The 22,285-nt window shown below is 46.5% G+C and carries 36 protein-coding genes; 30 read left to right on the forward strand and 6 right to left on the reverse strand.

The genetic code is table 11. The features are described 5' to 3' along the window. Positions 1-540: 540 nt before the first annotated feature. From CIK04_RS32685 to rplQ, 29 genes are all read left to right on the forward strand, one after another. On the forward strand, positions 541-867 hold the full coding sequence (locus tag CIK04_RS32685) for a hypothetical protein (RefSeq protein ID WP_176463285.1): 327 nt from the start codon (positions 541-543) through the stop codon (positions 865-867). Positions 868-1,980: 1,113 nt separating this feature from the next. Beyond that, positions 1,981-2,292, forward strand: a complete 312-nt coding sequence (rpsJ, locus tag CIK04_RS04620; protein WP_004410492.1) for a 30S ribosomal protein S10 — start codon at positions 1,981-1,983, stop codon at positions 2,290-2,292. Between the two features lie 14 nt (positions 2,293-2,306). Then, on the forward strand, positions 2,307-2,936 hold the full coding sequence (rplC, locus tag CIK04_RS04625) for a 50S ribosomal protein L3 (RefSeq protein WP_011149347.1): 630 nt from the start codon (positions 2,307-2,309) through the stop codon (positions 2,934-2,936). Between the two features lie 16 nt (positions 2,937-2,952). Beyond that, on the forward strand, positions 2,953-3,555 hold the full coding sequence (gene rplD / locus CIK04_RS04630) for a 50S ribosomal protein L4 (protein WP_011078830.1): 603 nt from the start codon (positions 2,953-2,955) through the stop codon (positions 3,553-3,555). Beyond that, positions 3,552-3,854, forward strand: coding sequence for a 50S ribosomal protein L23 (gene rplW, locus CIK04_RS04635; protein ID WP_011078829.1), 303 nt, complete (start codon positions 3,552-3,554; stop codon positions 3,852-3,854). The genes rplD and rplW overlap by 4 nt, the downstream gene beginning before the upstream one ends. 16 nt (positions 3,855-3,870) lie before the next feature. Next, positions 3,871-4,695 (forward strand): 50S ribosomal protein L2, encoded by an 825-nt coding sequence (gene rplB / locus CIK04_RS04640; RefSeq protein ID WP_011078828.1) that lies wholly within the window; start codon positions 3,871-3,873, stop codon positions 4,693-4,695. Between the two features lie 21 nt (positions 4,696-4,716). Next, complete coding sequence (gene rpsS / locus CIK04_RS04645; protein WP_011078827.1) at positions 4,717-4,995, forward strand: 30S ribosomal protein S19; 279 nt, start codon at positions 4,717-4,719, stop codon at positions 4,993-4,995. A gap of 10 nt (positions 4,996-5,005) precedes the next feature. After that, entirely contained in the window at positions 5,006-5,338 is a 333-nt protein-coding gene (rplV, locus tag CIK04_RS04650; protein WP_005528535.1) for a 50S ribosomal protein L22, read from the forward strand. A gap of 18 nt (positions 5,339-5,356) precedes the next feature. Next, positions 5,357-6,058: a 30S ribosomal protein S3 gene (rpsC, locus tag CIK04_RS04655; RefSeq protein ID WP_011078826.1), complete on the forward strand. Its 702-nt coding sequence runs from the start codon at positions 5,357-5,359 to the stop codon at positions 6,056-6,058. Positions 6,059-6,069: 11 nt separating this feature from the next. Continuing rightward, positions 6,070-6,480: a 50S ribosomal protein L16 gene (gene rplP / locus CIK04_RS04660; protein ID WP_004728605.1), complete on the forward strand. Its 411-nt coding sequence runs from the start codon at positions 6,070-6,072 to the stop codon at positions 6,478-6,480. Further along, the gene (gene rpmC, locus CIK04_RS04665; protein WP_011078825.1) at positions 6,480-6,671 is read left to right on the forward strand and encodes a 50S ribosomal protein L29; all 192 of its coding nucleotides are present in this window, start codon (positions 6,480-6,482) and stop codon (positions 6,669-6,671) included. The genes rplP and rpmC overlap by 1 nt, the downstream gene beginning before the upstream one ends. Continuing rightward, complete coding sequence (gene rpsQ / locus CIK04_RS04670) at positions 6,671-6,925, forward strand: 30S ribosomal protein S17 (protein WP_017420315.1); 255 nt, start codon at positions 6,671-6,673, stop codon at positions 6,923-6,925. The genes rpmC and rpsQ overlap by 1 nt, the downstream gene beginning before the upstream one ends. Positions 6,926-7,087: 162 nt before the next feature. Beyond that, positions 7,088-7,459, forward strand: a complete 372-nt coding sequence (gene rplN / locus CIK04_RS04675) for a 50S ribosomal protein L14 (RefSeq protein ID WP_017420316.1) — start codon at positions 7,088-7,090, stop codon at positions 7,457-7,459. Between the two features lie 13 nt (positions 7,460-7,472). Continuing rightward, positions 7,473-7,790, forward strand: coding sequence for a 50S ribosomal protein L24 (gene rplX, locus CIK04_RS04680; RefSeq protein ID WP_017420317.1), 318 nt, complete (start codon positions 7,473-7,475; stop codon positions 7,788-7,790). A gap of 26 nt (positions 7,791-7,816) precedes the next feature. Continuing rightward, a complete protein-coding gene (rplE, locus tag CIK04_RS04685; RefSeq protein ID WP_011078821.1) occupies positions 7,817-8,356 on the forward strand; it encodes a 50S ribosomal protein L5 in 540 nt (179 codons plus the stop codon). Between the two features lie 17 nt (positions 8,357-8,373). Further along, positions 8,374-8,679, forward strand: coding sequence for a 30S ribosomal protein S14 (gene rpsN / locus CIK04_RS04690; protein ID WP_011078820.1), 306 nt, complete (start codon positions 8,374-8,376; stop codon positions 8,677-8,679). Positions 8,680-8,709: 30 nt separating this feature from the next. Next, positions 8,710-9,102 (forward strand): 30S ribosomal protein S8, encoded by a 393-nt coding sequence (rpsH, locus tag CIK04_RS04695; protein WP_011078819.1) that lies wholly within the window; start codon positions 8,710-8,712, stop codon positions 9,100-9,102. Between the two features lie 12 nt (positions 9,103-9,114). Next, positions 9,115-9,648, forward strand: a complete 534-nt coding sequence (rplF, locus tag CIK04_RS04700) for a 50S ribosomal protein L6 (RefSeq protein WP_011078818.1) — start codon at positions 9,115-9,117, stop codon at positions 9,646-9,648. 9 nt (positions 9,649-9,657) lie between these two features. Further along, a complete protein-coding gene (gene rplR / locus CIK04_RS04705; RefSeq protein WP_011078817.1) occupies positions 9,658-10,011 on the forward strand; it encodes a 50S ribosomal protein L18 in 354 nt (117 codons plus the stop codon). Between the two features lie 14 nt (positions 10,012-10,025). Continuing rightward, positions 10,026-10,529 carry a 30S ribosomal protein S5 gene (gene rpsE / locus CIK04_RS04710; RefSeq protein WP_011078816.1) on the forward strand — a complete coding sequence of 168 codons (504 nt, stop codon included), beginning with the start codon at positions 10,026-10,028 and terminating at the stop codon, positions 10,527-10,529. A 7-nt stretch (positions 10,530-10,536) separates the two neighbouring features. Beyond that, on the forward strand, positions 10,537-10,713 hold the full coding sequence (gene rpmD / locus CIK04_RS04715) for a 50S ribosomal protein L30 (RefSeq protein ID WP_011078815.1): 177 nt from the start codon (positions 10,537-10,539) through the stop codon (positions 10,711-10,713). A gap of 6 nt (positions 10,714-10,719) precedes the next feature. Beyond that, the gene (gene rplO / locus CIK04_RS04720) at positions 10,720-11,154 is read left to right on the forward strand and encodes a 50S ribosomal protein L15 (protein WP_011078814.1); all 435 of its coding nucleotides are present in this window, start codon (positions 10,720-10,722) and stop codon (positions 11,152-11,154) included. 20 nt (positions 11,155-11,174) lie between these two features. Continuing rightward, positions 11,175-12,509, forward strand: a complete 1,335-nt coding sequence (secY, locus tag CIK04_RS04725) for a preprotein translocase subunit SecY (RefSeq protein ID WP_011078813.1) — start codon at positions 11,175-11,177, stop codon at positions 12,507-12,509. A 38-nt stretch (positions 12,510-12,547) separates the two neighbouring features. Then, positions 12,548-12,661, forward strand: coding sequence for a 50S ribosomal protein L36 (gene rpmJ / locus CIK04_RS04730; RefSeq protein ID WP_000868186.1), 114 nt, complete (start codon positions 12,548-12,550; stop codon positions 12,659-12,661). 146 nt (positions 12,662-12,807) lie between these two features. Further along, complete coding sequence (gene rpsM, locus CIK04_RS04735; RefSeq protein ID WP_011078812.1) at positions 12,808-13,164, forward strand: 30S ribosomal protein S13; 357 nt, start codon at positions 12,808-12,810, stop codon at positions 13,162-13,164. Between the two features lie 18 nt (positions 13,165-13,182). Beyond that, on the forward strand, positions 13,183-13,572 hold the full coding sequence (gene rpsK / locus CIK04_RS04740) for a 30S ribosomal protein S11 (protein WP_001118870.1): 390 nt from the start codon (positions 13,183-13,185) through the stop codon (positions 13,570-13,572). A 27-nt stretch (positions 13,573-13,599) separates the two neighbouring features. Beyond that, entirely contained in the window at positions 13,600-14,220 is a 621-nt protein-coding gene (rpsD, locus tag CIK04_RS04745) for a 30S ribosomal protein S4 (protein ID WP_011078811.1), read from the forward strand. Positions 14,221-14,243: 23 nt separating this feature from the next. Beyond that, entirely contained in the window at positions 14,244-15,236 is a 993-nt protein-coding gene (gene rpoA / locus CIK04_RS04750; RefSeq protein WP_010445384.1) for a DNA-directed RNA polymerase subunit alpha, read from the forward strand. A 26-nt stretch (positions 15,237-15,262) separates the two neighbouring features. Next, entirely contained in the window at positions 15,263-15,646 is a 384-nt protein-coding gene (gene rplQ / locus CIK04_RS04755) for a 50S ribosomal protein L17 (RefSeq protein WP_011078810.1), read from the forward strand. Between the two features lie 316 nt (positions 15,647-15,962). On the opposite strand, the gene CIK04_RS04760 is transcribed toward rplQ, so the two are convergent. After that, positions 15,963-16,457, reverse strand: a complete 495-nt coding sequence (locus CIK04_RS04760; RefSeq protein ID WP_097353275.1) for a DUF2780 domain-containing protein — start codon at positions 16,455-16,457, stop codon at positions 15,963-15,965. Between the two features lie 133 nt (positions 16,458-16,590). Continuing rightward, positions 16,591-17,211 (reverse strand): FKBP-type peptidyl-prolyl cis-trans isomerase, encoded by a 621-nt coding sequence (locus tag CIK04_RS04765; protein ID WP_026050414.1) that lies wholly within the window; start codon positions 17,209-17,211, stop codon positions 16,591-16,593. A gap of 226 nt (positions 17,212-17,437) precedes the next feature. Between CIK04_RS04765 and CIK04_RS04770 the strand changes: the two genes are divergently transcribed. After that, positions 17,438-18,001, forward strand: a complete 564-nt coding sequence (locus CIK04_RS04770; protein WP_026050415.1) for a LysM-like peptidoglycan-binding domain-containing protein — start codon at positions 17,438-17,440, stop codon at positions 17,999-18,001. A gap of 73 nt (positions 18,002-18,074) precedes the next feature. On the opposite strand, the gene CIK04_RS04775 is transcribed toward CIK04_RS04770, so the two are convergent. The 4 genes from CIK04_RS04775 to cpdB all read right to left on the reverse strand — a co-directional run bounded on the left by CIK04_RS04775 (position 18,075) and on the right by cpdB (position 22,096). After that, the gene (locus tag CIK04_RS04775; protein WP_039546152.1) at positions 18,075-18,947 is read right to left on the reverse strand and encodes a DMT family transporter; all 873 of its coding nucleotides are present in this window, start codon (positions 18,945-18,947) and stop codon (positions 18,075-18,077) included. After that, positions 18,948-19,400, reverse strand: coding sequence for a GNAT family N-acetyltransferase (locus CIK04_RS04780; RefSeq protein WP_017420322.1), 453 nt, complete (start codon positions 19,398-19,400; stop codon positions 18,948-18,950). 99 nt (positions 19,401-19,499) lie between these two features. Beyond that, the gene (locus CIK04_RS04785) at positions 19,500-20,063 is read right to left on the reverse strand and encodes a Crp/Fnr family transcriptional regulator (protein ID WP_080532442.1); all 564 of its coding nucleotides are present in this window, start codon (positions 20,061-20,063) and stop codon (positions 19,500-19,502) included. A gap of 71 nt (positions 20,064-20,134) precedes the next feature. Then, the gene (gene cpdB, locus CIK04_RS04790; protein ID WP_097353276.1) at positions 20,135-22,096 is read right to left on the reverse strand and encodes a 2',3'-cyclic-nucleotide 2'-phosphodiesterase; all 1,962 of its coding nucleotides are present in this window, start codon (positions 22,094-22,096) and stop codon (positions 20,135-20,137) included. Positions 22,097-22,285: the final 189 nt, after the last annotated feature.

Raw genomic sequence — 22,285 nt, forward strand, 5'->3', positions numbered from 1 at the left:
TTCTACACTTCTGACTTATATTTGAGCTAGGTCGAATTCCTTTCTTTTTCATTTTTTATCTCGTCATCCTTTCGAAGGCGGGGATCCATCGTACAGCGAGTGTTGTAGCTCGGTATTACCGCTTCATTGCCAGTGTTGTTGTCAGTTTCGCTCTATGTTGTTGTCTGTGGTGAGTGCATTTCCAAATGCGACATCCGGCGTGCGTGGATGAATGGATTCCCGTGTGCACGGGAATGACAACTGGGGGGGCGTGGCGGGTGCTGAGATTTTATGTGAGACGGTGCTGTTGGTGTTTTCTCTCATCCTTTGTTTTCTAACTTTTTCCTTCTTACTTCGGACTGTCGGCTTTTTCTTTCTATCCTTTTTCTCGTCATCCTCGCGAAGGCGGGGATCCATCGTACAGCGAGTCTTGTAGCTCGGTATTACCGCTTCATTGCCAGTGTTGTTGTCAGTTTTGATCTATGTTGTTGTCTGGGGTGAGTGTATTTCCAAACGCGACATCCGGCGTGCGTGGATGAATGGATTCCCGTGTGCACGGGAATGACGGTAGGGGGCGTGGCGGGTGCTGAGTTTTTATGTGAGACGGTGCTGTTGGTGTTTTCTCTCATCCTTTACTCTTCTAACTTTTTCCTTCTCACTTCGGTCTGTCTGCTTTTTCTTTCTATCCTTTTTCTTTCTATCCTTTTTCTCGTCATCCTCGCGAAGGCGGGGATCCATCGTACGGCGAGTGTTGTGGTGTGGTATTTCCGCTTCATTGTCAGTGTTGCTGTTTGGTTGTTCTATGTTGCTGCCTATTGCGGCGAGTACGTGTCCAAATGCGACATCCGGAGTGCGTGGATGAATGGATTCCCGTGTGCACGGGAATGACGATTGGTGGTGTGGTGGCGGTGTTTTGAGTTTTTATGTGAGAGTGCCGCTGTTGATGTGTCTAATCTAATCCTTTGTTATTCCAACTTCTTCCTTACAACTTCGGTCTGTTAGCCTCGTTCTGTCTCTCCGCACGTCATCCTCGCGAACGCGGGGACCCATCGTACAGTGAATGTTGTGGTTTGGTATTTCCGCTTCATTGCCAGTACTGTTGTCAGTTTCGCTCTATGTTGTTGTCTGGGGGAGTGCATTTCCAAACGCGACATCCGGCGTGCGTGGATGAATGGATTCCCGTATGCACGGGAATGACAACTGGGGGCGTGGCGGCGGTGTGCTTACTTTTATGGGATAGTGGCGTTGTTGATGTGTCTTGTCTCATCTAATCTAATCCTTTGTTATTCCAACTTCTTCCTTACAACTTCGGTCTGTTAGCCTCGTTCTGTCTCTCCGCACGTCATCCTCGCGAACGCGGGGAACCATCGTACAGCGAGTGTTGTGGTTTGGTATTTCCGCTTCATTGCCAGTGTTGTTATTGGTTTTGCTCTATGTTGCTCTATGTTGTTGTCTGTTGTGGCGAGTACGTTTTCAAATGCGACATCCGGCGTGCGTGGATGAATGGATTCCCGTGTGCGCGGGAATGACGGTAAGTTGGTAGGGTGAGAGTATTGAGCTCCGCTATAGCGATTGTGTCTATTTGCCACGTGTATTGAGGTGAGTTGTATCTCGGTTACTCCAGGTTGCGAGGACTTCAATCGTCTGAATCTTTCTCCGATTATTTTTCAAACAGCCCTTGCAAGCAAAACTGTGATCTGTATAATACGCCGCACTGACTTGTTCAGTTGTGAACCAATGAGCAGCGAGGAGCCAGCAGCTTCGGTTGTGGGGTAATGTATACTCAGCTTATGTTCGCAGTTAATACAATTAGCTTATCTATTTTAGTGTTCCTATCTGATAGCGTTCCTTCCATAGATACATGGTTAATCGAAAATTAACTGACAATGCGTCCTAATCTTGGATGCTACGGTTTCACATAAATCAATCGGCATTCTCTCGTCTTAACGAGTTTGAGTGGCGATATTGTTTGTGTAATTTTTAATATTGGAGCTCTGTCTCATGCAGAACCAACGTATCCGTATCCGCCTTAAAGCTTTCGATTACAAACTAATCGACGCTTCAACAGCGGAAATCGTTGAAACAGCTAAGCGCACTGGCGCACAGGTTCGTGGTCCAATCCCACTACCTACTCGTAAAGAGCGTTTCACCGTTCTTATCTCTCCACACGTTAACAAGAAAGCTCGTGACCAGTACGAAATTCGTACTCACAAGCGTCTAATCGACATCGTTGAGCCAACAGACAAAACTGTTGATGCTCTGATGCGTCTAGACCTTGCTGCAGGCGTTGACGTTCAAATTAGCCTAGGTTAAGGGAGATTAGAAGAATGATTGGTCTAATCGGTCGTAAAGTGGGCATGACCCGCGTATTTACTGAAGAAGGCGTTTCTATCCCTGTAACTGTTGTTGAGGTTGAAGCGAACCGTATTGCTCAAGTGAAAACTCTTGAGACTGACGGCTATGCAGCAATCCAAGTTACAGCTGGTACAAAGAAAGCTAACCGCGTAAACAAAGCTGAAGCAGGTCACTTTGCTAAAGCTGGTGTTGAAGCTGGTCGTGGTCTTTGGGAATTCCGTTTAGAAAACGGCGAAGAGTTTGCAGTTGGTTCAGAACTAACTGTTGAGCTATTCAACGAAGTTAAAAAAGTAGACGTTACTGGTACATCTAAGGGTAAAGGTTTCCAAGGCACTGTTAAGCGCTGGAACTTCCGTACTCAAGATATGACTCACGGTAACTCATTGTCTCACCGTGCTCCTGGTTCTATCGGTCAATGTCAGACTCCAGGTCGCGTATTTAAAGGCAAGAAAATGGCAGGTCACATGGGTGCTGAGCGTGTAACGACTCAAAACCTAGAGATCGTACGTGTTGACGCTGAGCGCAATCTGCTTCTTATTAAAGGTGCAGTCCCTGGCGCAACTGGCGGTAACGTGATCGTTAAACCAGCTGTTAAAGCATAACGTCTAGGAGTAAGTAATGGAATTGATGGTTAAAGGTGCTGCTGCACTAACTGTTTCCGAAGCTACTTTCGGACGTGAGTTCAACGAAGCTCTTGTTCACCAAGTAGTTGTTGCGTACGCAGCAGGTGCTCGTCAAGGTACTCGTGCTCAAAAAACACGTTCAGAAGTTTCTGGCGGTGGTGCTAAACCATGGCGTCAAAAAGGTACTGGCCGTGCACGTGCTGGTACAATCCGTAGCCCACTATGGCGTACAGGTGGTGTTACTTTTGCTGCGAAACCACAAGATCACAGCCAAAAAGTAAACAAGAAAATGTACCGTGGTGCGATGAAGAGCATTCTTTCTGAGCTAGTTCGTCAAGAGCGTCTAATCGTTGTTGATAACTTCTCTGTTGAAGCACCAAAAACGAAAGAGCTAGTTGCTAAGCTTAAAGAACTTGAGCTAAACGACGTGCTTATCGTAACTGGCGAAGTAGACGAGAATCTATTCTTAGCTGCACGTAACCTATACAAAGTTGACGCACGTGACGTAGCTGGTATTGACCCAGTTTCTCTAATCGCGTTTAACAAGGTTCTAATGACTGCTGATGCAGTTAAGCAAGTTGAGGAGATGCTGGCATGATCACTCAAGAGCGTCTACTAAAAGTTCTACGTGCACCGCACATCTCTGAAAAAGCAACTATGGCAGCTGAGAAAGCGAACACTATCGTTTTCAAAGTAGCGAAAGATGCAACTAAGAAAGAGATCAAAGCAGCTGTAGAACAGCTATTTGAAGTTGAAGTTAAGTCTGTAAATACTCTTATCACTAAGGGTAAGACCAAGCGTCAAGGTCTACGCCAAGGCCGTCGTTCAGACGTGAAGAAAGCGTACGTTACTTTGAAAGAAGGTCAAGATCTTGACTTTGTTGGCGGCGCGGAATAACAGGAGTAGTTGAATAATGGCTATTGTTAAATGTAAGCCGACTTCGGCTGGTCGTCGTCACGTTGTTAAAGTTGTTAACGCTGACCTACACAAAGGCAAGCCTTACGCACCTCTTCTAGAGAAAAACTCTAAGAACGGTGGTCGTAACAACAACGGTCGTATCACAGTACGTCACATCGGTGGTGGTCATAAACAACACTACCGTGTAGTTGACTTCAAACGTACTAAAGACGGTATCCCAGCGAAAGTTGAGCGTCTAGAATACGATCCAAACCGTAGCGCAAACATCGCTCTAGTTCTGTACGCAGACGGTGAGCGTCGTTACATCATTGCACCTAAAGGTATGCAAGCTGGTGACGTTATCCAATCTGGTGTTGATGCACCGATCAAAGCGGGTAACACTCTACCAATGCGCAACATCCCAGTAGGTTCTACAATTCACTGTGTTGAATTGACTCCTGGTAAAGGTGCACAGTTGGCTCGTTCAGCGGGTGCTTACGCTCAGCTAGTAGCTCGTGATGGTTCTTACGTAACTATCCGTCTACGTTCTGGCGAAATGCGTAAAGTTCTATCTGAAGGTCGCGCAACAATCGGTGAAGTTGGTAACTCTGAGCACATGCTTCGTGAGCTTGGTAAAGCTGGTGCAAGTCGCTGGCGTGGTGTTCGTCCAACCGTTCGCGGTGTGGTAATGAACCCAGTAGATCACCCACACGGTGGTGGTGAAGGTCGTACTTCTGGTGGCCGTCATCCAGTTTCACCTTGGGGTGTACCAACTAAAGGCTACAAGACTCGTAGCAACAAACGCACTGACAAGTACATCGTACGTCGTCGTAACAAGTAATCTATATAAAGAGGAATCGCCATGCCACGTTCTCTCAAGAAAGGTCCATTTATTGACCTACACTTGCTGAAGAAGGTAGAGAAAGCGGTGGAAAGCGGAGACAAAAAGCCACTTAAGACTTGGTCCCGTCGTTCAATGATCATCCCTACGATGATCGGTTTGACCATCGCTGTCCATAATGGTCGTCAGCACGTTCCAGTTTTCGTTACCGAAGAAATGATCGGTCACAAACTGGGTGAATTCGCACCAACTCGTACTTACCGCGGTCACGCTGCGGATAAGAAAGCTAAGAAGCGTTAAGGAGTAAATAATGGAAGCTATTGCTAAACATAACTTTGCTCGCATTTCGCCTCAGAAAGCTCGCTTAGTTGCGGATCTAATTCGTGGTAAATCTGTTGACCAAGCTCTTGAAATCCTAACTTTCAGCAACAAAAAAGCTGCTGTACTAGTTAAGAAAGTTCTAGAGTCTGCTATCGCTAACGCGGAGCACAACGAAGGTGCAGATATTGACGATCTGAATGTCGCAAAAATCTTTGTAGATGAAGGCCCAACCATGAAGCGTATTATGCCTCGTGCTAAAGGTCGTGCGGATCGTATCTTGAAGCGTTCAAGCCACATCACTGTTGTTGTAGCAGATCGCTAGAGACTAGGAGAGTAAGCAATGGGTCAAAAAGTACATCCTAATGGTATTCGTCTAGGCATCGTTAAGCCTTGGAATGCTACATGGTTTGCTAACACCAAAGATTTCGCTGACAACCTAGACGGCGACTTCAAGGTACGTCAGTTCCTAACTAAGGAACTTTCAAAAGCGTCTCTATCACGTATCGTTATCGAGCGTCCTGCTAAGAGCATCCGTGTGACTATTCACACTGCTCGTCCAGGCGTTGTTATCGGTAAGAAAGGTGAAGACGTTGAGAAGCTACGCACAGCTGTAGCGAAAATTGCAGGTGTACCAGCGCAAATTAACATCGCTGAAGTACGTAAGCCTGAACTAGATGCGCAACTTGTTGGTGACAGCATCGCGTCTCAGCTAGAGCGTCGTGTAATGTTCCGTCGTGCTATGAAGCGTGCGGTACAAAACGCAATGCGTCTAGGTGCTAAGGGTATCAAAGTGGAAGTAAGCGGTCGTCTAGGCGGCGCTGAAATCGCACGTTCTGAGTGGTACCGTGAAGGCCGTGTGCCTCTACACACTCTACGTGCAGACATTGATTACGCAACTTCTTCGGCTCACACCACATACGGTGTAATCGGCATTAAAGTTTGGATCTTCAAAGGTGAGATCCTAGGCGGTATGCCAGCAGCAACTGAAGCTGCAGAGCCAAAGGCTGACAAGCCTAAGAAGCAGCGTAAAGGCCGTAAGTAAGGAGTCGACAGATGCTACAACCTAAACGTACTAAGTTCCGTAAGGTTCATACTGGTCGTAACCGCGGTCTAGCTAAAGGTACTGAAGTAAGCTTTGGTTCTTTTGGTCTTAAAGCTGTTGGCCGTGGTCGTTTGACTGCTCGTCAAATCGAAGCTGCACGTCGTGCTATGACGCGTCACATCAAGCGTCAAGGTAAGATCTGGATCCGTGTGTTCCCAGACAAGCCGATCACTGAAAAACCACTTGAAGTTCGTCAAGGTAAGGGTAAAGGTAACGTTGAGTACTGGGTAGCCCAAATCCAACCTGGTAAGGTTATGTACGAAGTTGATGGTGTACCTGAAGAATTGGCGCGTGAAGCGTTCCGCCTAGCGGCTCGCAAACTGCCATTCAAGACTACATTTGTAACTAAGCAGGTGATGTGATGAAAGCACAAGATCTACGCGAAAAGAGCGTTGAAGAGCTTAACTCTGAGCTATTGAATTTGCTACGTGAACAGTTCAACTTGCGCATGCAAGCTGCAACTGGTCAACTACAGCAAACTCATACTCTGAAAGCTGTACGCCGTGATATCGCACGTGTGAAAACTGTTTTGACTGAGAAGGCAGGCGCATAATGAGCGACAAAATTCGTACTCAACTAGGTCGTGTTGTTAGCGACAAGATGGACAAGTCTATCGTTGTTGCTATCGAGCGCATGGTGAAGCACCCTATCTACGGTAAATTCGTTAAGCGCACGACTAAAGTTCACGCACATGACGAAAACAACGAGTGTGGCATTGGCGACACTGTTGAAATCGTTGAGTGTCGTCCACTGTCTAAGACTAAGTCTTGGACTTTGGTAAAAGTTGTAGAAAAAGCGAAGATGTAATCTTCACTATTCTATGAATATAAACGGCTCCAAAAATTTTTTGGGGCCGTTTATTTTTTGACTACCCAATCACAAAAAAGGGTGGTACAATTCGCGTCCCTTATAAAGAGGCAGCCCGACCCGAGAGGGTCTAGTTTTTTTAATATTTAGCGGAGCACTAACATGATCCAAATGCAAAGTATGCTGGACGCAGCTGATAACTCAGGCGCTCGCAGCGTAATGTGTATTAAGGTTCTGGGTGGCTCTCACCGCCGTTATGCACATATCGGTGACGTTATCAAAGTTACTGTTAAGGAAGCAATTCCTCGCGGTAAAGTTAAAAAAGGTGACGTTCTGAAGGCGGTGGTAGTTCGCACCCGTAAAGGCGTACGTCGTCCAGACGGTTCTGTCATTCGCTTCGACCGAAATGCTTGCGTACTGTTGAACAACAACAGTGAGCAACCTATCGGTACACGTATCTTTGGTCCTGTGACTCGCGAACTTCGTGGCGATAAGTTCATGAAGATCGTTTCACTGGCTCCAGAAGTTCTGTAAGGAGCGGCAAAAAATGGCAGCTAAAATCCGTCGTAACGACGAAGTAATCGTTCTTGCTGGTAAAGATAAAGGCAAGAAAGGTAAAGTAACTAAGGTCCTAGCAACTGGTAAAGTTGTTGTTGAAGGTATCAACCTAGTTAAGAAACATCAGAAACCTGTTCCAGCTCTAGGTATCCAAGGCGGTATCGTTGAGCAAGAAGCAGCTATCGACGTTTCTAACGTGGCTATCTTCAATGCAGCTACTGGTAAAGCTGACCGTATCGGTTTCCGTTTTGAAGACGGCCAAAAGGTTCGTTTCTTCAAGTCTAACGGTGAAACTGTTTCTAACTAATTTAGAAAGTAATTTGGAGTTCTACTATGGCGAAACTGCATGATTACTACAAGTCGTCTGTAGTCGCTGAACTGACCAAACAGTTCGGTTACACAAGCGTCATGCAAGTCCCTAGAATCGAAAAGATCACCCTTAACATGGGTGTGGGCGATGCTATCAACGATAAGAAACTGCTAGAAAACGCAGCTGCTGATATGGCAACGATCTCTGGTCAAAAGCCACTTATCACTAAAGCGCGTAAGTCTGTTGCAGGCTTCAAAATTCGTGAAGGCTACCCAATCGGTTGTAAAGTAACCTTGCGTGGCGAACGTATGTGGGATTTTATGGAGCGTTTAATCTCTATCGCTCTTCCACGTGTACGTGACTTCCGTGGTGTTAACGCTAAGTCTTTTGACGGTCGCGGTAACTACAGCATGGGCGTTCGCGAGCAAATCATCTTCCCGGAAATCGACTTTGATAAAGTTGATCGTGTACGCGGTTTAGACATCACTATTACGACGTCTGCTGGTACTGATGAGGAAGGCCGTGCTCTGCTGGCTGCCTTTAACTTCCCATTCCGTAAGTAAGGTGAAGGGTTACTGTTATGGCTAAACAATCAATGAAAGCACGTGAAGCAAAACGTGCAAAGCTAGTAGCTAAGTTCGCTGAAAAGCGTGCTTCTCTAAAAGCTATCATCAGCGATGTAAATGTATCTGAAGAAGATCGTTGGAATGCGGTTCTAAAACTGCAAACTCTTCCACGTGATTCTAGTGCGTCACGTCAGCGCAACCGTTGTAACCAAACTGGTCGTCCACACGGTTACCTACGTAAATTCGGTCTGAGCCGTATCAAAGTTCGTGAAGCTTGCATGAAAGGCGAGATTCCTGGACTTCGTAAGGCTAGCTGGTAATTGCCACTTTAATCATTTGGAGTAAATCATATGAGCATGCAAGATCCGATTTCGGATATGCTGACCCGTATTCGTAACGGTCAGGCAGCAAACAAAGTTGCTGTTAAAATGCCTTCTTCAAAGCTGAAAGTTGCAATCGCTGCACTACTAAAGGCTGAAGGTTACATCGTTGACTTCGCTGTTGAAGGCGAAGCAAAACCTGAGCTAGAAGTTACTCTTAAGTACTTCCAAGCTAAACCAGTAATCGAGCAACTTAAGCGTGTTTCACGCCCAGGTCTGCGCGTCTACAAGAAGAAAGACGATCTGCCATCTGTTATGGGTGGTCTAGGTGTTGCTGTAGTTTCCACTTCCAAGGGTCTGATGTCAGACCGTGCTGCTCGTAAAGCAGGTCTTGGTGGTGAAATCATCTGCTACGTAGCTTAATAGGAGTAGAATATGTCTCGTGTTGCTAAAGCACCTGTCGCTATTCCAGCTGGCGTAGAGGTGAAACTGAACGGCCAAGAAATCACTGTAAAAGGTGCTAAAGGTGAACTATCTCGCGTTATCAACAACGCAGTAGTTATCGCTCAGGAAGAAAACAAGCTAACTTTCGGTCCTCGCGAAGGTGTTGCTAACGCATGGGCTCAAGCAGGTACTGCTCGCGCTCTAGTTAACAACATGGTTGTAGGTGTTACTGAAGGCTTTACCCGTAAGCTAATCCTTAAGGGTGTAGGTTACCGTGCTGCTATCAAAGGCAATGCGGTTGGTCTAACTCTTGGCTTCTCTCACCCAGTTGAGCATGAATTGCCAGCGGGTATCAAAGCTGAGTGTCCTAGCCAAACTGAAATCGTTTTAACTGGTTGTGATAAGCAGTTGATCGGTCAAGTTGCAGCAGACATTCGTGCTTACCGCGCGCCTGAGCCTTACAAAGGTAAAGGTATTCGTTACGCAGATGAAAATGTGCGTAGTAAAGAAGCTAAGAAGAAGTAAGGTAACACTATGGATAAGAAAGCATCTCGCATCCGTCGTGCTACACGTGCACGTCGTAAGATTGCAGAACTTGGTGCAACTCGCCTGGTAGTACACCGTACTCCTCGCCACGTTTACGCTCAAGTTATCGCAGCAAACGGCTCTGAGGTTATCGCAGCAGCTTCTACTGTAGAAAAAGCGATCCGTGAGCAAGTGAAATACACTGGTAACATCGAAGCAGCTAAAGCAGTTGGTAAAGCTGTAGCAGAGCGCGCTCTTGAAAAAGGCGTATCTACTGTTGCATTCGATCGTTCTGGTTTCCAATACCACGGTCGAGTAGCGGCGCTAGCAGATTCTGCTCGCGAAGCTGGTCTGAAATTCTAAGGTAGGGTTGGAAGATGGCTAAAGAACAACAAGTTCAAGCGAATGATTTGCAAGAAAAGCTAATCGCAGTTAACCGTGTTTCTAAAACGGTTAAAGGTGGTCGAATCATGAGCTTTACTGCACTAACAGTAGTTGGTGACGGTAACGGTCGTGTAGGTTTCGGTTACGGCAAAGCTCGTGAAGTACCTGCAGCGATCCAAAAAGCAATGGAAAAAGCGCGTCGTAACATGGTTACTATCGCACTTAACGAAGGCACACTTCACCACCCAGTGAAAGGTCGCCACTCGGGCTCTAAAGTTTACATGCAGCCTGCTGCAGAAGGTACTGGTGTTATCGCAGGTGGTGCGATGCGTGCAGTACTAGAAGTTGCTGGTGTACACAACGTACTGTCTAAAGCGTACGGCTCTACTAACCCAATCAACATCGTTCGTGCAACGATTGATGCGCTAGTAGACGTTAAGTCACCAGAAATGGTTGCTGCTAAACGTGGTCTAACTGTTGAAGCTATTTCGGAGTAAGAACACCATGGCAACTATCAAAGTAACACAAACTAAAAGCTCAATTGGTCGTCTACCTAAGCACAAAGCTACACTTCGTGGTCTAGGTCTTCGTCGTATCAACCACACAGTAGAACTTGAAGATACTCCGTGCATTCGCGGTATGATCAACAAGGTTTACTACATGGTTAAAGTTGAGGAGTAATCAGAAATGCGTTTGAATACTCTATCACCGGCTGCTGGCTCTAAGCATGCTCCTAAGCGTGTAGGTCGCGGTATCGGTTCTGGCCTTGGTAAAACAGGTGGCCGCGGTCACAAAGGTCAAAAGTCACGTTCTGGCGGTAAAGTTCGTCCAGGTTTTGAAGGCGGTCAGATGCCTCTAAAACAACGTCTACCAAAATTCGGTTTCACTTCTCGTAAGAGCCTAGTGTCTGCTGAAGTTCGCGTAGCTGAGCTAGCGAAAGTAACTGGTGACGTGGTTGATCTAAACAGCCTTAAAGCTGCTAACGTTATCACCAAAAACATTGAGAACGTGAAAATCGTTCTTTCTGGTGAGATCAATAAGGCAGTGACTGTTAAAGGTCTACGTGTGACTAAAGGCGCTAAAGCTGCAATCGAAGCTGCAGGCGGTAAAATCGAGGAATAATCTCGAGGAACGAGGTACAGATGGCTAAGAAACCAGGACAAGATTTTCGTAGTGCTCAGAGCGGCTTAAGTGAACTGAAGTCGCGCTTATTATTCGTAATTGGTGCACTTTTAGTATTCCGAGCTGGCTCTTTTGTGCCGATTCCTGGTATTGACGCTGCTGTACTTGCCGATTTGTTCGAACAGCAAAAAGGTACCATCGTTGAAATGTTTAACATGTTCTCCGGTGGTGCTCTTGAGCGTGCATCTATTTTAGCACTGGGCATCATGCCGTATATTTCGGCATCTATTGTTGTCCAGTTGCTAACTGTAGTTCATCCAGCGTTAGCTGAACTCAAGAAAGAGGGTGAAGCAGGCCGTCGTAAGATCAGCCAATACACACGCTACGGCACGCTTGTACTTGCAACATTCCAGGCTATTGGTATTGCAACTGGCTTACCAAACATGGTCGACAATCTGGTCGTTATCGATCAAACCATGTTTACGCTAATTGCAACCGTGAGTTTAGTAACCGGTACCATGTTCTTAATGTGGTTAGGTGAACAAATTACTGAGCGTGGAATTGGTAATGGTATTTCATTACTGATCTTTGCAGGTATTGTTGCTGGATTGCCTTCGGCAATCGGTCAAACAATCGAGCAAGCGCGTCAAGGTGAATTGCATGTACTTCTTCTGCTGTTAATTGCAGTGTTGGCTTTTGCTGTAATTTACTTCGTTGTTTTCATGGAGCGTGGTCAACGTCGTATCGTTGTTAACTACGCGAAGCGTCAACAAGGTCGTAAAGTATTTGCAGCACAAAGCTCGCACCTACCATTGAAAATTAATATGGCTGGTGTAATTCCTGCGATTTTCGCATCAAGCATTATCCTGTTCCCTGGAACATTGGCCCAGTGGTTTGGTCAGAATGGTGAAAGCAGCGCGTTCGGTTGGTTAACTGACGTGTCATTGGCTCTAAGTCCTGGTCAACCTCTATATGTAATGCTTTATGCAGCAGCGATTATTTTCTTCTGTTTCTTCTACACGGCGTTGGTTTTCAACCCGCGTGAAACAGCAGATAACCTGAAGAAGTCAGGTGCATTCGTACCCGGTATCCGCCCAGGCGAGCAGACAGCCAAGTACATTGATAAAGTAATGACGCGTTTAACCTTAGCTGGTGCGCTTTATATTACCTTTATCTGTCTGATTCCGGAGTTCATGATGGTCGCGTGGAACGTACGTTTCTACTTCGGCGGTACATCACTACTTATCGTAGTTGTTGTAATTATGGACTTTATGGCACAGGTACAGACACATATGATGTCTCATCAATATGAGTCTGTGTTGAAGAAAGCGAATCTGAAAGGCTACGGCCGTTAATCCGGCGGTAGTTTCAGTTTCAATTACGGAGTTTAGCAATGAAAGTTCGTGCTTCCGTTAAAAAAATCTGCCGTAACTGTAAAGTAATCAAGCGTAACGGTGTAGTTCGCGTGATTTGCAGTGAGCCAAAGCACAAGCAGCGCCAAGGCTAATCAGCAGAAATTTTTACTTGAAATAAAAGGTAGTGTCGAGTATATTCCTCGGCCTACCTTTTGCGTGCAAAAGAAGTAGTATCCCGCAGCGTATCCGACACGGGCTTTGCTGCGGATAATTCTTTTATGAAACCTAGGAGTGAATAATGGCCCGTATTGCAGGCATTAACATTCCTGATCAGAAACATGCTGTAATCGCTCTAACTGCGATCTACGGTATCGGTAAAACTCGCTCAAAAGCTATCCTAGCTGACGTGGGTATTGCTGAAGATGTTAAGATCAGTGAACTAACTGAAGAGCAGATCGATCAACTGCGTGATGGTGTAGCTAAGTACACTGTAGAAGGTGATCTACGTCGTGAAGTATCTATGAACATCAAGCGTCTTATGGACCTTGGCTGTTACCGTGGTCTTCGTCATCGTCGCAGTCTACCTCTACGTGGACAGCGTACTAAAACCAACGCTCGCACCCGCAAGGGTCCGCGTAAGCCGATCAAGAAATAATCGGGAAGGTAGAGTACAATGGCTAAACAACCAACTCGCGCGCGCAAGCGCGTACGCAAGCAAGTTGCGGATGGCGTTGCGCACATCCATGCTTCTTTCAATAACACAATCGTAACTATCACTGACCGTCAAGGTAATGCTCTTGCATGGGCTACTGCTGGTGGTTCAGGTTTCCGTGGTTCTCGTAAGTCTACTCCGTTCGCTGCACAGGTTGCTGCTGAGCGTTGTGCTGAAATGGCTAAAGAATACGGCCTAAAGAACTTGGAAGTTATGGTTAAGGGTCCTGGTCCAGGTCGTGAATCTACTGTTCGCGCACTGAACGCAGCTGGTTTCCGCATCACTAACATTGTTGATGCTACACCAATCCCTCATAACGGTTGTCGTCCACCTAAGAAACGTCGCGTATAACGTTTTTTAGATTACTGGAGAAAGATCATGGCAAGATATTTGGGTCCTAAGCTGAAGCTTAGCCGTCGTGAAGGCACTGACTTGTTCCTTAAGTCTGGTGTTCGCGCGATCGATACCAAGTGTAAAATTGATAACGCACCAGGTGTACACGGCGCTCGTCGCGGTCGTCTATCTGAGTATGGCGTTCAGCTTCGTGAGAAGCAAAAAGTACGTCGTATGTACGGCGTTCTAGAAAAACAATTCCGTAACTACTACGCAGAAGCTGCTCGTCTTAAAGGCAACACAGGTGAAAACCTACTTCAGCTTCTTGAAGGTCGTCTTGATAACGTAGTTTACCGCATGGGCTTTGGCGCAACTCGCGCAGAAGCACGTCAGCTAGTTAGCCACAAAGCTATCCTAGTAAACGGTAAAGTTGTAAACGTTCCTTCTTTCAAAGTAGCGGCTAACGACGTTGTTTCAATTCGCGAGAAAGCTAAACAGCAAACTCGTATCAAAGCAGCTCTAGAAGTTGCTGAACAACGTGAAAAACCAACTTGGATTGAAGTGGATGCTGGCAAGATGGAAGGTACATTCAAGCGTATGCCTGAACGTTCAGATCTATCAGCTGACATCAACGAACAATTGATCGTCGAGCTTTACTCTAAGTAAGGTTAAACTAAAGAGAGGACACAATGCAGGGTTCTGTAACAGAATTTCTTAAGCCACGTCTAGTTGACATCGAACAGATCAGCTCGACCCACGCAAAAGTAACTCTTGAGCCATTGGAGCGTGGTTTCGGCCATACTCTAGGTAATGCACTTCGCCGTATTCTTCTATCTTCTATGCCAGGTTGTGCTGTAACAGAAGTAGAAATTGAAGGCGTTCTTCATGAGTACAGCACTAAAGAAGGCGTTCAAGAAGATATTCTTGAAATCCTACTAAACCTAAAAGGTTTGGCTGTACGCGTTGCCGAAGGCAAAGATGAAGTGTTCATTACACTGAACAAATCAGGCTCGGGCCCTGTGGTTGCAGGTGACATCACCCATGACGGTGATGTAGAGATCGCTAACCCTGAACACGTAATTTGTCACCTAACGGATGACAACGCAGAGATCGCAATGCGCATCAAAGTAGAACGTGGTCGTGGTTATGTTCCAGCTTCAGCTCGTATCCATACTGAAGAAGATGAGCGTCCAATCGGTCGCCTACTAGTAGACGCTACTTACAGCCCTGTAGACAAAATTGCCTACGCTGTAGAAGCTGCTCGTGTAGAACAGCGCACTGACTTAGACAAGCTTGTTATCGATATGGAAACGAACGGTACTCTTGAACCTGAGGAAGCAATCCGTCGCGCAGCAACTATTCTTGCTGAGCAATTGGATGCGTTCGTAGATCTTCGTGATGTACGTGTACCTGAGGAGAAGGAAGAGAAGCCAGAATTCGATCCGATCCTACTGCGTCCTGTAGACGATCTTGAACTAACAGTTCGCTCTGCTAACTGTCTGAAAGCAGAAGCGATTCACTACATCGGTGATCTAGTACAACGTACTGAGGTTGAGCTACTTAAAACGCCAAACCTTGGTAAAAAATCTCTTACTGAGATTAAAGACGTACTTGCGTCACGTGGTTTGTCTCTGGGCATGCGCCTAGAAAACTGGCCACCTGCATCAATCGCTGAAGATTAATCGATACTAGTTAGAAGGATTAGGTCATGCGCCATCGTAAGAGTGGTCGTCAACTCAACCGCAACAGCTCACATCGCAAAGCGATGTTCAGCAACATGGCTAGCTCTCTTGTACGTCATGAAGTTATCAAGACTACATTGCCAAAAGCTAAAGAGCTACGTCGCGTAGTTGAGCCTTTGATTACACTAGCTAAGACTGACAGTGTTGCTAACCGTCGTCTTGCGTTTGCACGTACTCGTGACAACGAAGTAGTTGCAAAGCTATTTAACGAACTAGGTCCACGTTTTGCTGCTCGTCAGGGCGGTTACACTCGTATCCTAAAAGCTGGCTTCCGTGCTGGTGATAAAGCTCCAATGGCTTACATTGAGCTTGTAGATCGCCCAGCTGCTGAAGAAGCTGCTGCTGAGTAATCAGGTTCGTAAGAACAGAAAAGCCGAGCATTAGCTCGGCTTTTTTGCGTTTGTAAGATAAGGAAATAACGAGCCAAGCCTTACTTCCTTGGAAAAAGCTTCGCTCAGAGAATCGGCGAGCGAACTTCGTTCTTCGAGATGAGATCGCGGAGAGAGAGCCAAAAGTTGCAGACAGCACTGGGTCCAAATTTGGATTTCATTATCTGTATTTAAAGAAAAAGGGTTGGCACTGCGCGCCAACCCTTCAAAAATTTTCTCGCTTCTCGCTTCTCGCTTCTCGCTTCTCGCTTCTCGCTTCTCGCTTCTCGCTTCTCGCTTATTTCCAGATAGAAGAAAGACTATCTAGCAAACCTGAGCTTGCGCCCTGGTTTTGTAGTGCGCTTAGGATGAACGGTGTAAAGGTAGAAATAAGAGTTGGATCTAATCCCAATGCCGAAAATGCGCTCTTAACCGTGTCGTTATTGCTGATTAACGCCGTCAGGCCGCTTGATTGCAGTGAATCAAACCCAGGCATAAGCCCTGCTAACTCGGTGCTTTCGTTACTGCTCAATGAGTTTTTCGCGAGCGCAAGGAGTGATCCCACTCCGCCGACCGCCTGTTCTGACGAAATGTTGGCGCTACTTTGGATAGCAGTGATGAGATCATTGTCAATTGAGCCTTTCTGAGACCAAGTTTGTACAGCGCTCATCAGCGCGGCGTTAGCCATTTCGCCATAACCACTTTCTGTACCTGTTTGAGCTTGTTTCGATGTCGTTTGACACCCCATAAGTGCGACACTGACAAAGGCGGCGATAGCGATTTTCTTGTACATAATATTTCCTTATTTGCTGACTTATTTTCGGTATTGTCACAACCGAATATTCTTGTTTTGAATGGCTTCAGTATTATCCAAAAAAAACGGCGACACAATGTGTCGCCGTTATGAGAAATGCTACAAGTTTAAATTAAACGATGTCTAGCAGTTCTACTTCAAATACTAGTGCGGCAAATGGAGGGATTGACGCGCCCGCACCACGCTCGCCGTAAGCAAGATCGTGTGGGATGTACAGTTTCCACTTAGAGCCTACTGGCATCAGTTGTAGTGCTTCAACCCAACCTTTAATCACACCTGTGACTGGGAATTGCGCTGGTTGGCCACGTGATACTGAGCTATCGAACACGGTGCCGTCAACCAACTCACCATGGTAGTGAACGCGTACGGTTTTGTCTGAAGTTGGGATTTCACCATTGCCTTCAGTGATGATTTCGTATTGCAGGCCAGACTCAAGAACCGTCACTTCTGGACGAAGTGCGTTGTCTTTTAGAAATACTTCGCCGTCAGCCGCTGCCGCTTTTGCCGCTTCTGCACGCGCAGATTCTGCGCGAGTGTATAGCTCGTGTAGTGCTTTGTTGATTTCGTCTACTTCAATCGCTGGCATGTCACCAGTTAAAGATGTTGCGATACCCGCTGCGATGGCTGCAACGTTTAGGCCATCAAGACCTGAACCTGCTAGCTGCTGGCCCATTTGTAGGCCAATACCGTAGCTTGCTTTCTCTTCTACGGTTTCAAATTTAATGTCAGACATAAAAGTCACTCTTATTGAACGAATGAAAGCGAAAGGATAACAGTTTAGGCTACAGGTTTAAATGGCCCATCTCTCACCGCGGTGCGTATGGACTTGTAAAAGGAACGTTTTCCTTCACGCTTTTTAACCATTTTTACCTTGTAATGACTCACTGTCATCGGAAAGCACTATACTCAGCCAATTTGTATTTTTATACTGAGTGCAAAGGGTTTGGAGAAGCACTAGCATGAATCGACGTCGAAAGAAGAAGGCTCAGGTAGATTATCTGGCGCTGTGTAAACAGCGTATTGCTCAATTTGATTACAAGCGTATTTTGTCCAACGTCAAGCAATTTTGGGCAGCGTTGCCACGTTTACATCAACGTGCGCTTTATGTTTTAGTTCCTGTCCTGTTGGTCTTGTTACTGTGGCCGAGTAGCGAACCAGAGCTCAAAGTGCCAGAGCCTAGCACGCCGCAGCGTATTGCTTTGGATATTGATACTACTGGGTTAAGCCAGCAACGCACAGAAGAGCAGAACAACTTAAAGTCCAATAGCTGGAAGGAATACCTAGTGCGTGATGGTGACACCCTTTCTCAGGTGTTTCGTAATAATCAGTTGTCGATGTCGGATCTTAATGCACTGGTGCGCATCGAAGGGGATGACAAACCGCTCAGCCAGATCAAACAAGGTCAGTTGGTGCGTTTTAAGCTCAATGACACTGGTCAATTGGACATTTTGCAATTGGAAAAAGGCACGACCTCAGTGATGTTTTTTCGTTTATCTAATGGTGGTTTTGGCCGCAGCAAGTAGCGCTGCCGTGTGATGAATCACTCCCAATAAGGCGCGTTGAGCGCCTTATTGCGTTTATACGAGCTCTCCTTTTCTAGCTCGATGATGGAGAGCGATGTTTCTGTTGTCTGATATATAGCCACTTGCGAACGGGCAGTAGCGGCAGCACAATCAATGAAATTCCAAGCCATGTGAAGCCATCGGGCAGTTCGTTAAAACCGACTAGGCCTATGATGGTGACAAACAGCAATCCAGAATACTCCGAGAGCGCAATTTGGCCTGCTGGCGCACGGCGATATGCTGCAACGGCCAAACCGTTATAGCCAAGAATGCACACAGCGCTTATTGCGACAAAAAGAAACAGTTGAGCACTCATGGGTTGCCAATGAAATAGCGCCAGCAAGGCCGATACAGGAATGGAGAACAGGCTCGTCCACCATAACGTAGTCACAACCGATTGCGAGGCCGGCAACTTTCTCACTAGGATGTTAAACAGTGCGAGTGTGGTGGCGGTGCCGAGTGCAAAGAGGGCCGCCCAATGAAATTGAGAAGGGCGCAACACGATCAACACACCAACAAAGCCCAGGCTGGTCGCAAGCACTTTGGCTGCGGAAGGGCGTTCTTTCAACAGCCAAATTGACAATGGCAGCATGAGTAACGGTGCGGCATAAAAAACCGCATTGGCGGTTGCCAGCGGCAGATAAGTGATAGAAACCATCATACAACCGCTGCCAATCAAAATGAGGTGCGCTCGGGTGATGGTCACTGCGGGTTGTGTTAATCGCCGTTGTTCTGGCGATTGAACCCACCATAAGGGCGTGATGAGTAAGAGCGAGACCAACTGACGCAAAAACATGTATTGAAATGGGGAGATATCACCGTCAATGAGCTTTACGGCGACATCGGAAAGCGTCGCCAAGAAGTTGCCAACAATCAGTAAAACGATAGCCAGTTGGTGAGCTTGCATTTAGTCGCCTTTACGCATATCGATATGAGGGATGCCATCCTCAAGGTACATGTCTGACACTGTGCGAAAGCCGTGATGTTGGTAAAACGCTTCAAGGTGTTGTTGGGCACCAATGTCGATTACTGTGTTTGGCCAAAGTTCGTCACAACATTGCAACGCCTGAGTGAGCAACTGATGGCCAAGACCATTGCCTCGCGCACTGGCTAAGGTTGCCACGCGTCCGATTGAGGCGTGAGGGTAAGTGGTTCCAGCAGGAAGCAAGCGACTACAAGCAACCAACTCTTCTCCTTGATAACCCAATAGATGATAGACCCCAGGTTTTGTATCGTGGCCATCAAGCTCAGGATACGGGCAGTTTTGCTCAACGACGAAGACATCAACGCGAAGTTTTAATAACTGATAAAGCTGGGTGTTCGACAGCTGCGTAAACGGCAGCAATTGCCATTGGACCATGGATAACGCTCCTTATGAAATGAATATGGCGACTCTAATTTTTGTCTTCCGCGAATGCCATTAACATATGTTAACAATGGTTATCTCTATGTTATCGAGTTAAACCGTTGAGCGGCTTTTAATTCGACTTAAGCTGACTGGGGTGATACCTAAATAAGCCGCAATTTGCCGATCACTGAGCCTTTCCAATAACGTGGGGAACGACGTTTTAAACAAGTGGTATTTTTGCTCAGGAGTGTGAAGCAGCAAAAAGCGCTCTTTACGTTCTTTGTAAACCAGTTGAGTCTCGAGTAAGTGCGTGTAAAGCGGGTGATGTGTTGAGCGCCAATGCTGTAGTAGTTCGATTGGAAATGTCAGCAAATGTACTGGTGTTAACGTCTCAAGCAGAAAAGGACTTGCTTGTTGCAAAATCGCGCTTTCAAAGCCGATCATCCAATCGACTTCCCAATAGAATTCTTTGCTGAACTCTTTACCGTCTTCAGTGAGATAGCAGGCGTGACATAACCCATCGAGCAAAAAATAAAATTGCTGCGGATACTCTCCCTGATGGTGGAGAATATGACGAGTGGGCAATTGCAGTTCTTTGGCTTGAGAGAGCGCTAGGGCAATGTCATCGGCGGATAAGTTGAGTTTCTGAAGCTGTTGTGTAAAGCGAGTGTCCATGTCTCTCCCTAAAAAAAACCGTTGCCTTAGGGCAACGGTTTGAGTTTAAGCATTTCTCATATCGAGAAAAGTTATTTTTGCAGATCCAACTGGTACACGGCGAAACCAACGTCGTCCGTCGCAATCTGCTTCATTGGGTAGATGCCTTTCTCCTTGATGAACTGCGCCGCTTTGTCGCTTGGCGAGGTTTCAAAGCGAATATCCAGTGCTTTGTCTGACTTAATCGGCGCGAAAGTCCAGTTATTGTCGGCACTTGGTGTCACTTCCCCTTTTTCTTGGCTCACGCGAGAGATGTAGTTGGCCACGACAGTGCGGTTTTCATCTGGTGAATCAAACGCGACAAACTCTGAACCTGTGCCTGGGAACTTGTTGCTGTAAGCACGGTAATTGTTGGTCGCAACAATGAATGTTTGCTTCACGTCGATCGGCTTGCCTTGGTAAGTCAGGCCAATAACACGCTCAGAATCGGCGTTGATCACTTTACAATCACCGTCATATTTTGCAGGTTTGGTCACATCAATCTGGTAGTTCACCCCATCGATCACATCGAAGTTATACGTGCGGAAACCATCCCAATCGATCAGAGATTGAGGCGCCGTGCTGCTGACGTCGATTTGCTTGAACTGACCTGCACTGCATTCAAGCCACTCTTTCACTTCGTGACCAGTGACTTTCATCGCCACCAGTGTATTTGGATAGAGGTACAAGTCGGCTGCGTTACGGAACGTTAACTGACCAGATTCCACTTCGGTAAAGTTGGCCGGATCGTTTTTACGACCACCCGCTTTAAACGGCGCTGCGGCAGAAAGAACGGGTAGGCCAGCAAGATCAGGATCGCCTTGTATAAAGCGTTCTACGTAATCTTTCTGCGCTAAGTTAACAATTTGCACGGTTGGGTCGTCTTGAACCAAGGCGAGGAAGCTGTACATCACATCGTTCGCTTTACCGATAGGTTGGTTAACGAACTCGCGTGTGCCCTTGTGGTCGGCTTCCAGTGCTTTTACCATCGCCGCATCGGCGTCAACCAATGGTTTTTTGGTTGCTTTGTCGAAAATTGGGCGCGCTTCCGTTTGTCCTTTGACAACCGTCCATTTCCCTTCTTTTTGCTGTAGTTCTAAGTCAATAATACCGACATGGCTGCCCCAGCGTCCTGGCATCACCGCCGCAACACCGTTGATGGTGCCAGCTTGATTATCGACACCTTGGATGTTGTCAAAGCCTTTACCTGGGAACACGGCGTGGGAGTGGCCAAACGCAATTGCATCAATGCCGTCCACTTCTGAGAGGTAGTAAACTGAGTTTTCTGCGCCAATTTTGTATGGGTCAGAGGAGACGCCGGAGTGTGGAATGGCGACGATCACATCGGCACCTTCTTTCTTCATCTGCGGAACCAGCTCTTCTGCGGTTTCTTTGATGTCTTTGGCGAACACTTTGCCTTCGAGGTTTTTCTTGTCCCACACCATAATTTGAGGAGGTACAAAGCCAATGTAGCCCACTTTGATGGTGTGCTCTTCACCGTTTACGTCTTTGAAGGTGTGATCTTTGATGATGTAAGGTTTGAAGTAGTGCTTGCCCGTTTTCTTATCAAAAACGTTGGCGCTGACGTATGGGAAATCCGCATCGTTAATGGTTTCCGCTAAGAACTCTAAACCGTAGTTGAATTCGTGGTTACCAATGTTACCGACATCGTAGCTTAGCTGGTTCATGGCTTTGTAAACAGGATGAACTTCACCTGCTTTAATGCCTTTAGCTGCCATGTAGTCACCCATCGGGCTACCTTGAATTAAGTCACCGTTATCAACCAGTACGCTGTTGACCACTTCGCCACGTGCTTGTTTGACCAGTGTTGCTGCACGCGTCAAACCAATTTGTTGTGAAGGCTTGTCTTTGTAGTAGTCGTAGTCCATCACATTAGTGTGAATATCGGTGGTTTCAATAATGCGTAGTTTGATGGTTTCAGCCATTGCTGGGCCAGCCATGACTAACATGCTGCTTAAAACGGCTAGAGATAGGGGTTTCACTGCCACTTTCATCGTCTGCTCCAAAAGAATGTTTGCGGAAAGGTCGGTGATTAATGTAACAAATAATGATGAAACCTATCTTACGCGACATATTGAATTGTGATTTTGAGCAATTACTTTATCCCGTTCTGCTTATTCTCTCTCACCTTTTGCGGGTTATTTCAGCGCTGAGAGTAACGAGATTGTATTTCCTTAGCAGTT

The sequence above is a fragment of the Vibrio sp. 03_296 genome (assembly GCF_002265885.1).

Excerpts from the sequence above, each read along its gene's own strand:
- CIK04_RS32685 (WP_176463285.1), top strand. The coding sequence starts at position 541 with ATGACGGTAGGGGGCGTGGCGGGTGCTGAGTTTTTATGTGAGACGGTG.
- rpsJ (WP_004410492.1), top strand. The coding sequence starts at position 1,981 with ATGCAGAACCAACGTATCCGTATCCGCCTTAAAGCTTTCGATTACAAA.
- rplC (WP_011149347.1), top strand. The coding sequence starts at position 2,307 with ATGATTGGTCTAATCGGTCGTAAAGTGGGCATGACCCGCGTATTTACT.
- rplD (WP_011078830.1), top strand. The coding sequence starts at position 2,953 with ATGGAATTGATGGTTAAAGGTGCTGCTGCACTAACTGTTTCCGAAGCT.
- rplW (WP_011078829.1), top strand. The coding sequence starts at position 3,552 with ATGATCACTCAAGAGCGTCTACTAAAAGTTCTACGTGCACCGCACATC.
- rplB (WP_011078828.1), top strand. The coding sequence starts at position 3,871 with ATGGCTATTGTTAAATGTAAGCCGACTTCGGCTGGTCGTCGTCACGTT.
- rpsS (WP_011078827.1), top strand. The coding sequence starts at position 4,717 with ATGCCACGTTCTCTCAAGAAAGGTCCATTTATTGACCTACACTTGCTG.
- rplV (WP_005528535.1), top strand. The coding sequence starts at position 5,006 with ATGGAAGCTATTGCTAAACATAACTTTGCTCGCATTTCGCCTCAGAAA.
- rpsC (WP_011078826.1), top strand. The coding sequence starts at position 5,357 with ATGGGTCAAAAAGTACATCCTAATGGTATTCGTCTAGGCATCGTTAAG.
- rplP (WP_004728605.1), top strand. The coding sequence starts at position 6,070 with ATGCTACAACCTAAACGTACTAAGTTCCGTAAGGTTCATACTGGTCGT.
- rpmC (WP_011078825.1), top strand. The coding sequence starts at position 6,480 with ATGAAAGCACAAGATCTACGCGAAAAGAGCGTTGAAGAGCTTAACTCT.
- rpsQ (WP_017420315.1), top strand. The coding sequence starts at position 6,671 with ATGAGCGACAAAATTCGTACTCAACTAGGTCGTGTTGTTAGCGACAAG.
- rplN (WP_017420316.1), top strand. The coding sequence starts at position 7,088 with ATGATCCAAATGCAAAGTATGCTGGACGCAGCTGATAACTCAGGCGCT.
- rplX (WP_017420317.1), top strand. The coding sequence starts at position 7,473 with ATGGCAGCTAAAATCCGTCGTAACGACGAAGTAATCGTTCTTGCTGGT.
- rplE (WP_011078821.1), top strand. The coding sequence starts at position 7,817 with ATGGCGAAACTGCATGATTACTACAAGTCGTCTGTAGTCGCTGAACTG.
- rpsN (WP_011078820.1), top strand. The coding sequence starts at position 8,374 with ATGGCTAAACAATCAATGAAAGCACGTGAAGCAAAACGTGCAAAGCTA.
- rpsH (WP_011078819.1), top strand. The coding sequence starts at position 8,710 with ATGAGCATGCAAGATCCGATTTCGGATATGCTGACCCGTATTCGTAAC.
- rplF (WP_011078818.1), top strand. The coding sequence starts at position 9,115 with ATGTCTCGTGTTGCTAAAGCACCTGTCGCTATTCCAGCTGGCGTAGAG.
- rplR (WP_011078817.1), top strand. The coding sequence starts at position 9,658 with ATGGATAAGAAAGCATCTCGCATCCGTCGTGCTACACGTGCACGTCGT.
- rpsE (WP_011078816.1), top strand. The coding sequence starts at position 10,026 with ATGGCTAAAGAACAACAAGTTCAAGCGAATGATTTGCAAGAAAAGCTA.
- rpmD (WP_011078815.1), top strand. The coding sequence starts at position 10,537 with ATGGCAACTATCAAAGTAACACAAACTAAAAGCTCAATTGGTCGTCTA.
- rplO (WP_011078814.1), top strand. The coding sequence starts at position 10,720 with ATGCGTTTGAATACTCTATCACCGGCTGCTGGCTCTAAGCATGCTCCT.
- secY (WP_011078813.1), top strand. The coding sequence starts at position 11,175 with ATGGCTAAGAAACCAGGACAAGATTTTCGTAGTGCTCAGAGCGGCTTA.
- rpmJ (WP_000868186.1), top strand. The coding sequence starts at position 12,548 with ATGAAAGTTCGTGCTTCCGTTAAAAAAATCTGCCGTAACTGTAAAGTA.
- rpsM (WP_011078812.1), top strand. The coding sequence starts at position 12,808 with ATGGCCCGTATTGCAGGCATTAACATTCCTGATCAGAAACATGCTGTA.
- rpsK (WP_001118870.1), top strand. The coding sequence starts at position 13,183 with ATGGCTAAACAACCAACTCGCGCGCGCAAGCGCGTACGCAAGCAAGTT.
- rpsD (WP_011078811.1), top strand. The coding sequence starts at position 13,600 with ATGGCAAGATATTTGGGTCCTAAGCTGAAGCTTAGCCGTCGTGAAGGC.
- rpoA (WP_010445384.1), top strand. The coding sequence starts at position 14,244 with ATGCAGGGTTCTGTAACAGAATTTCTTAAGCCACGTCTAGTTGACATC.
- rplQ (WP_011078810.1), top strand. The coding sequence starts at position 15,263 with ATGCGCCATCGTAAGAGTGGTCGTCAACTCAACCGCAACAGCTCACAT.
- CIK04_RS04760 (WP_097353275.1), bottom strand. The coding sequence starts at position 16,457 with ATGTACAAGAAAATCGCTATCGCCGCCTTTGTCAGTGTCGCACTTATG.
- CIK04_RS04765 (WP_026050414.1), bottom strand. The coding sequence starts at position 17,211 with ATGTCTGACATTAAATTTGAAACCGTAGAAGAGAAAGCAAGCTACGGT.
- CIK04_RS04770 (WP_026050415.1), top strand. The coding sequence starts at position 17,438 with ATGAATCGACGTCGAAAGAAGAAGGCTCAGGTAGATTATCTGGCGCTG.
- CIK04_RS04775 (WP_039546152.1), bottom strand. The coding sequence starts at position 18,947 with ATGCAAGCTCACCAACTGGCTATCGTTTTACTGATTGTTGGCAACTTC.
- CIK04_RS04780 (WP_017420322.1), bottom strand. The coding sequence starts at position 19,400 with ATGGTCCAATGGCAATTGCTGCCGTTTACGCAGCTGTCGAACACCCAG.
- CIK04_RS04785 (WP_080532442.1), bottom strand. The coding sequence starts at position 20,063 with ATGGACACTCGCTTTACACAACAGCTTCAGAAACTCAACTTATCCGCC.
- cpdB (WP_097353276.1), bottom strand. The coding sequence starts at position 22,096 with ATGAAAGTGGCAGTGAAACCCCTATCTCTAGCCGTTTTAAGCAGCATG.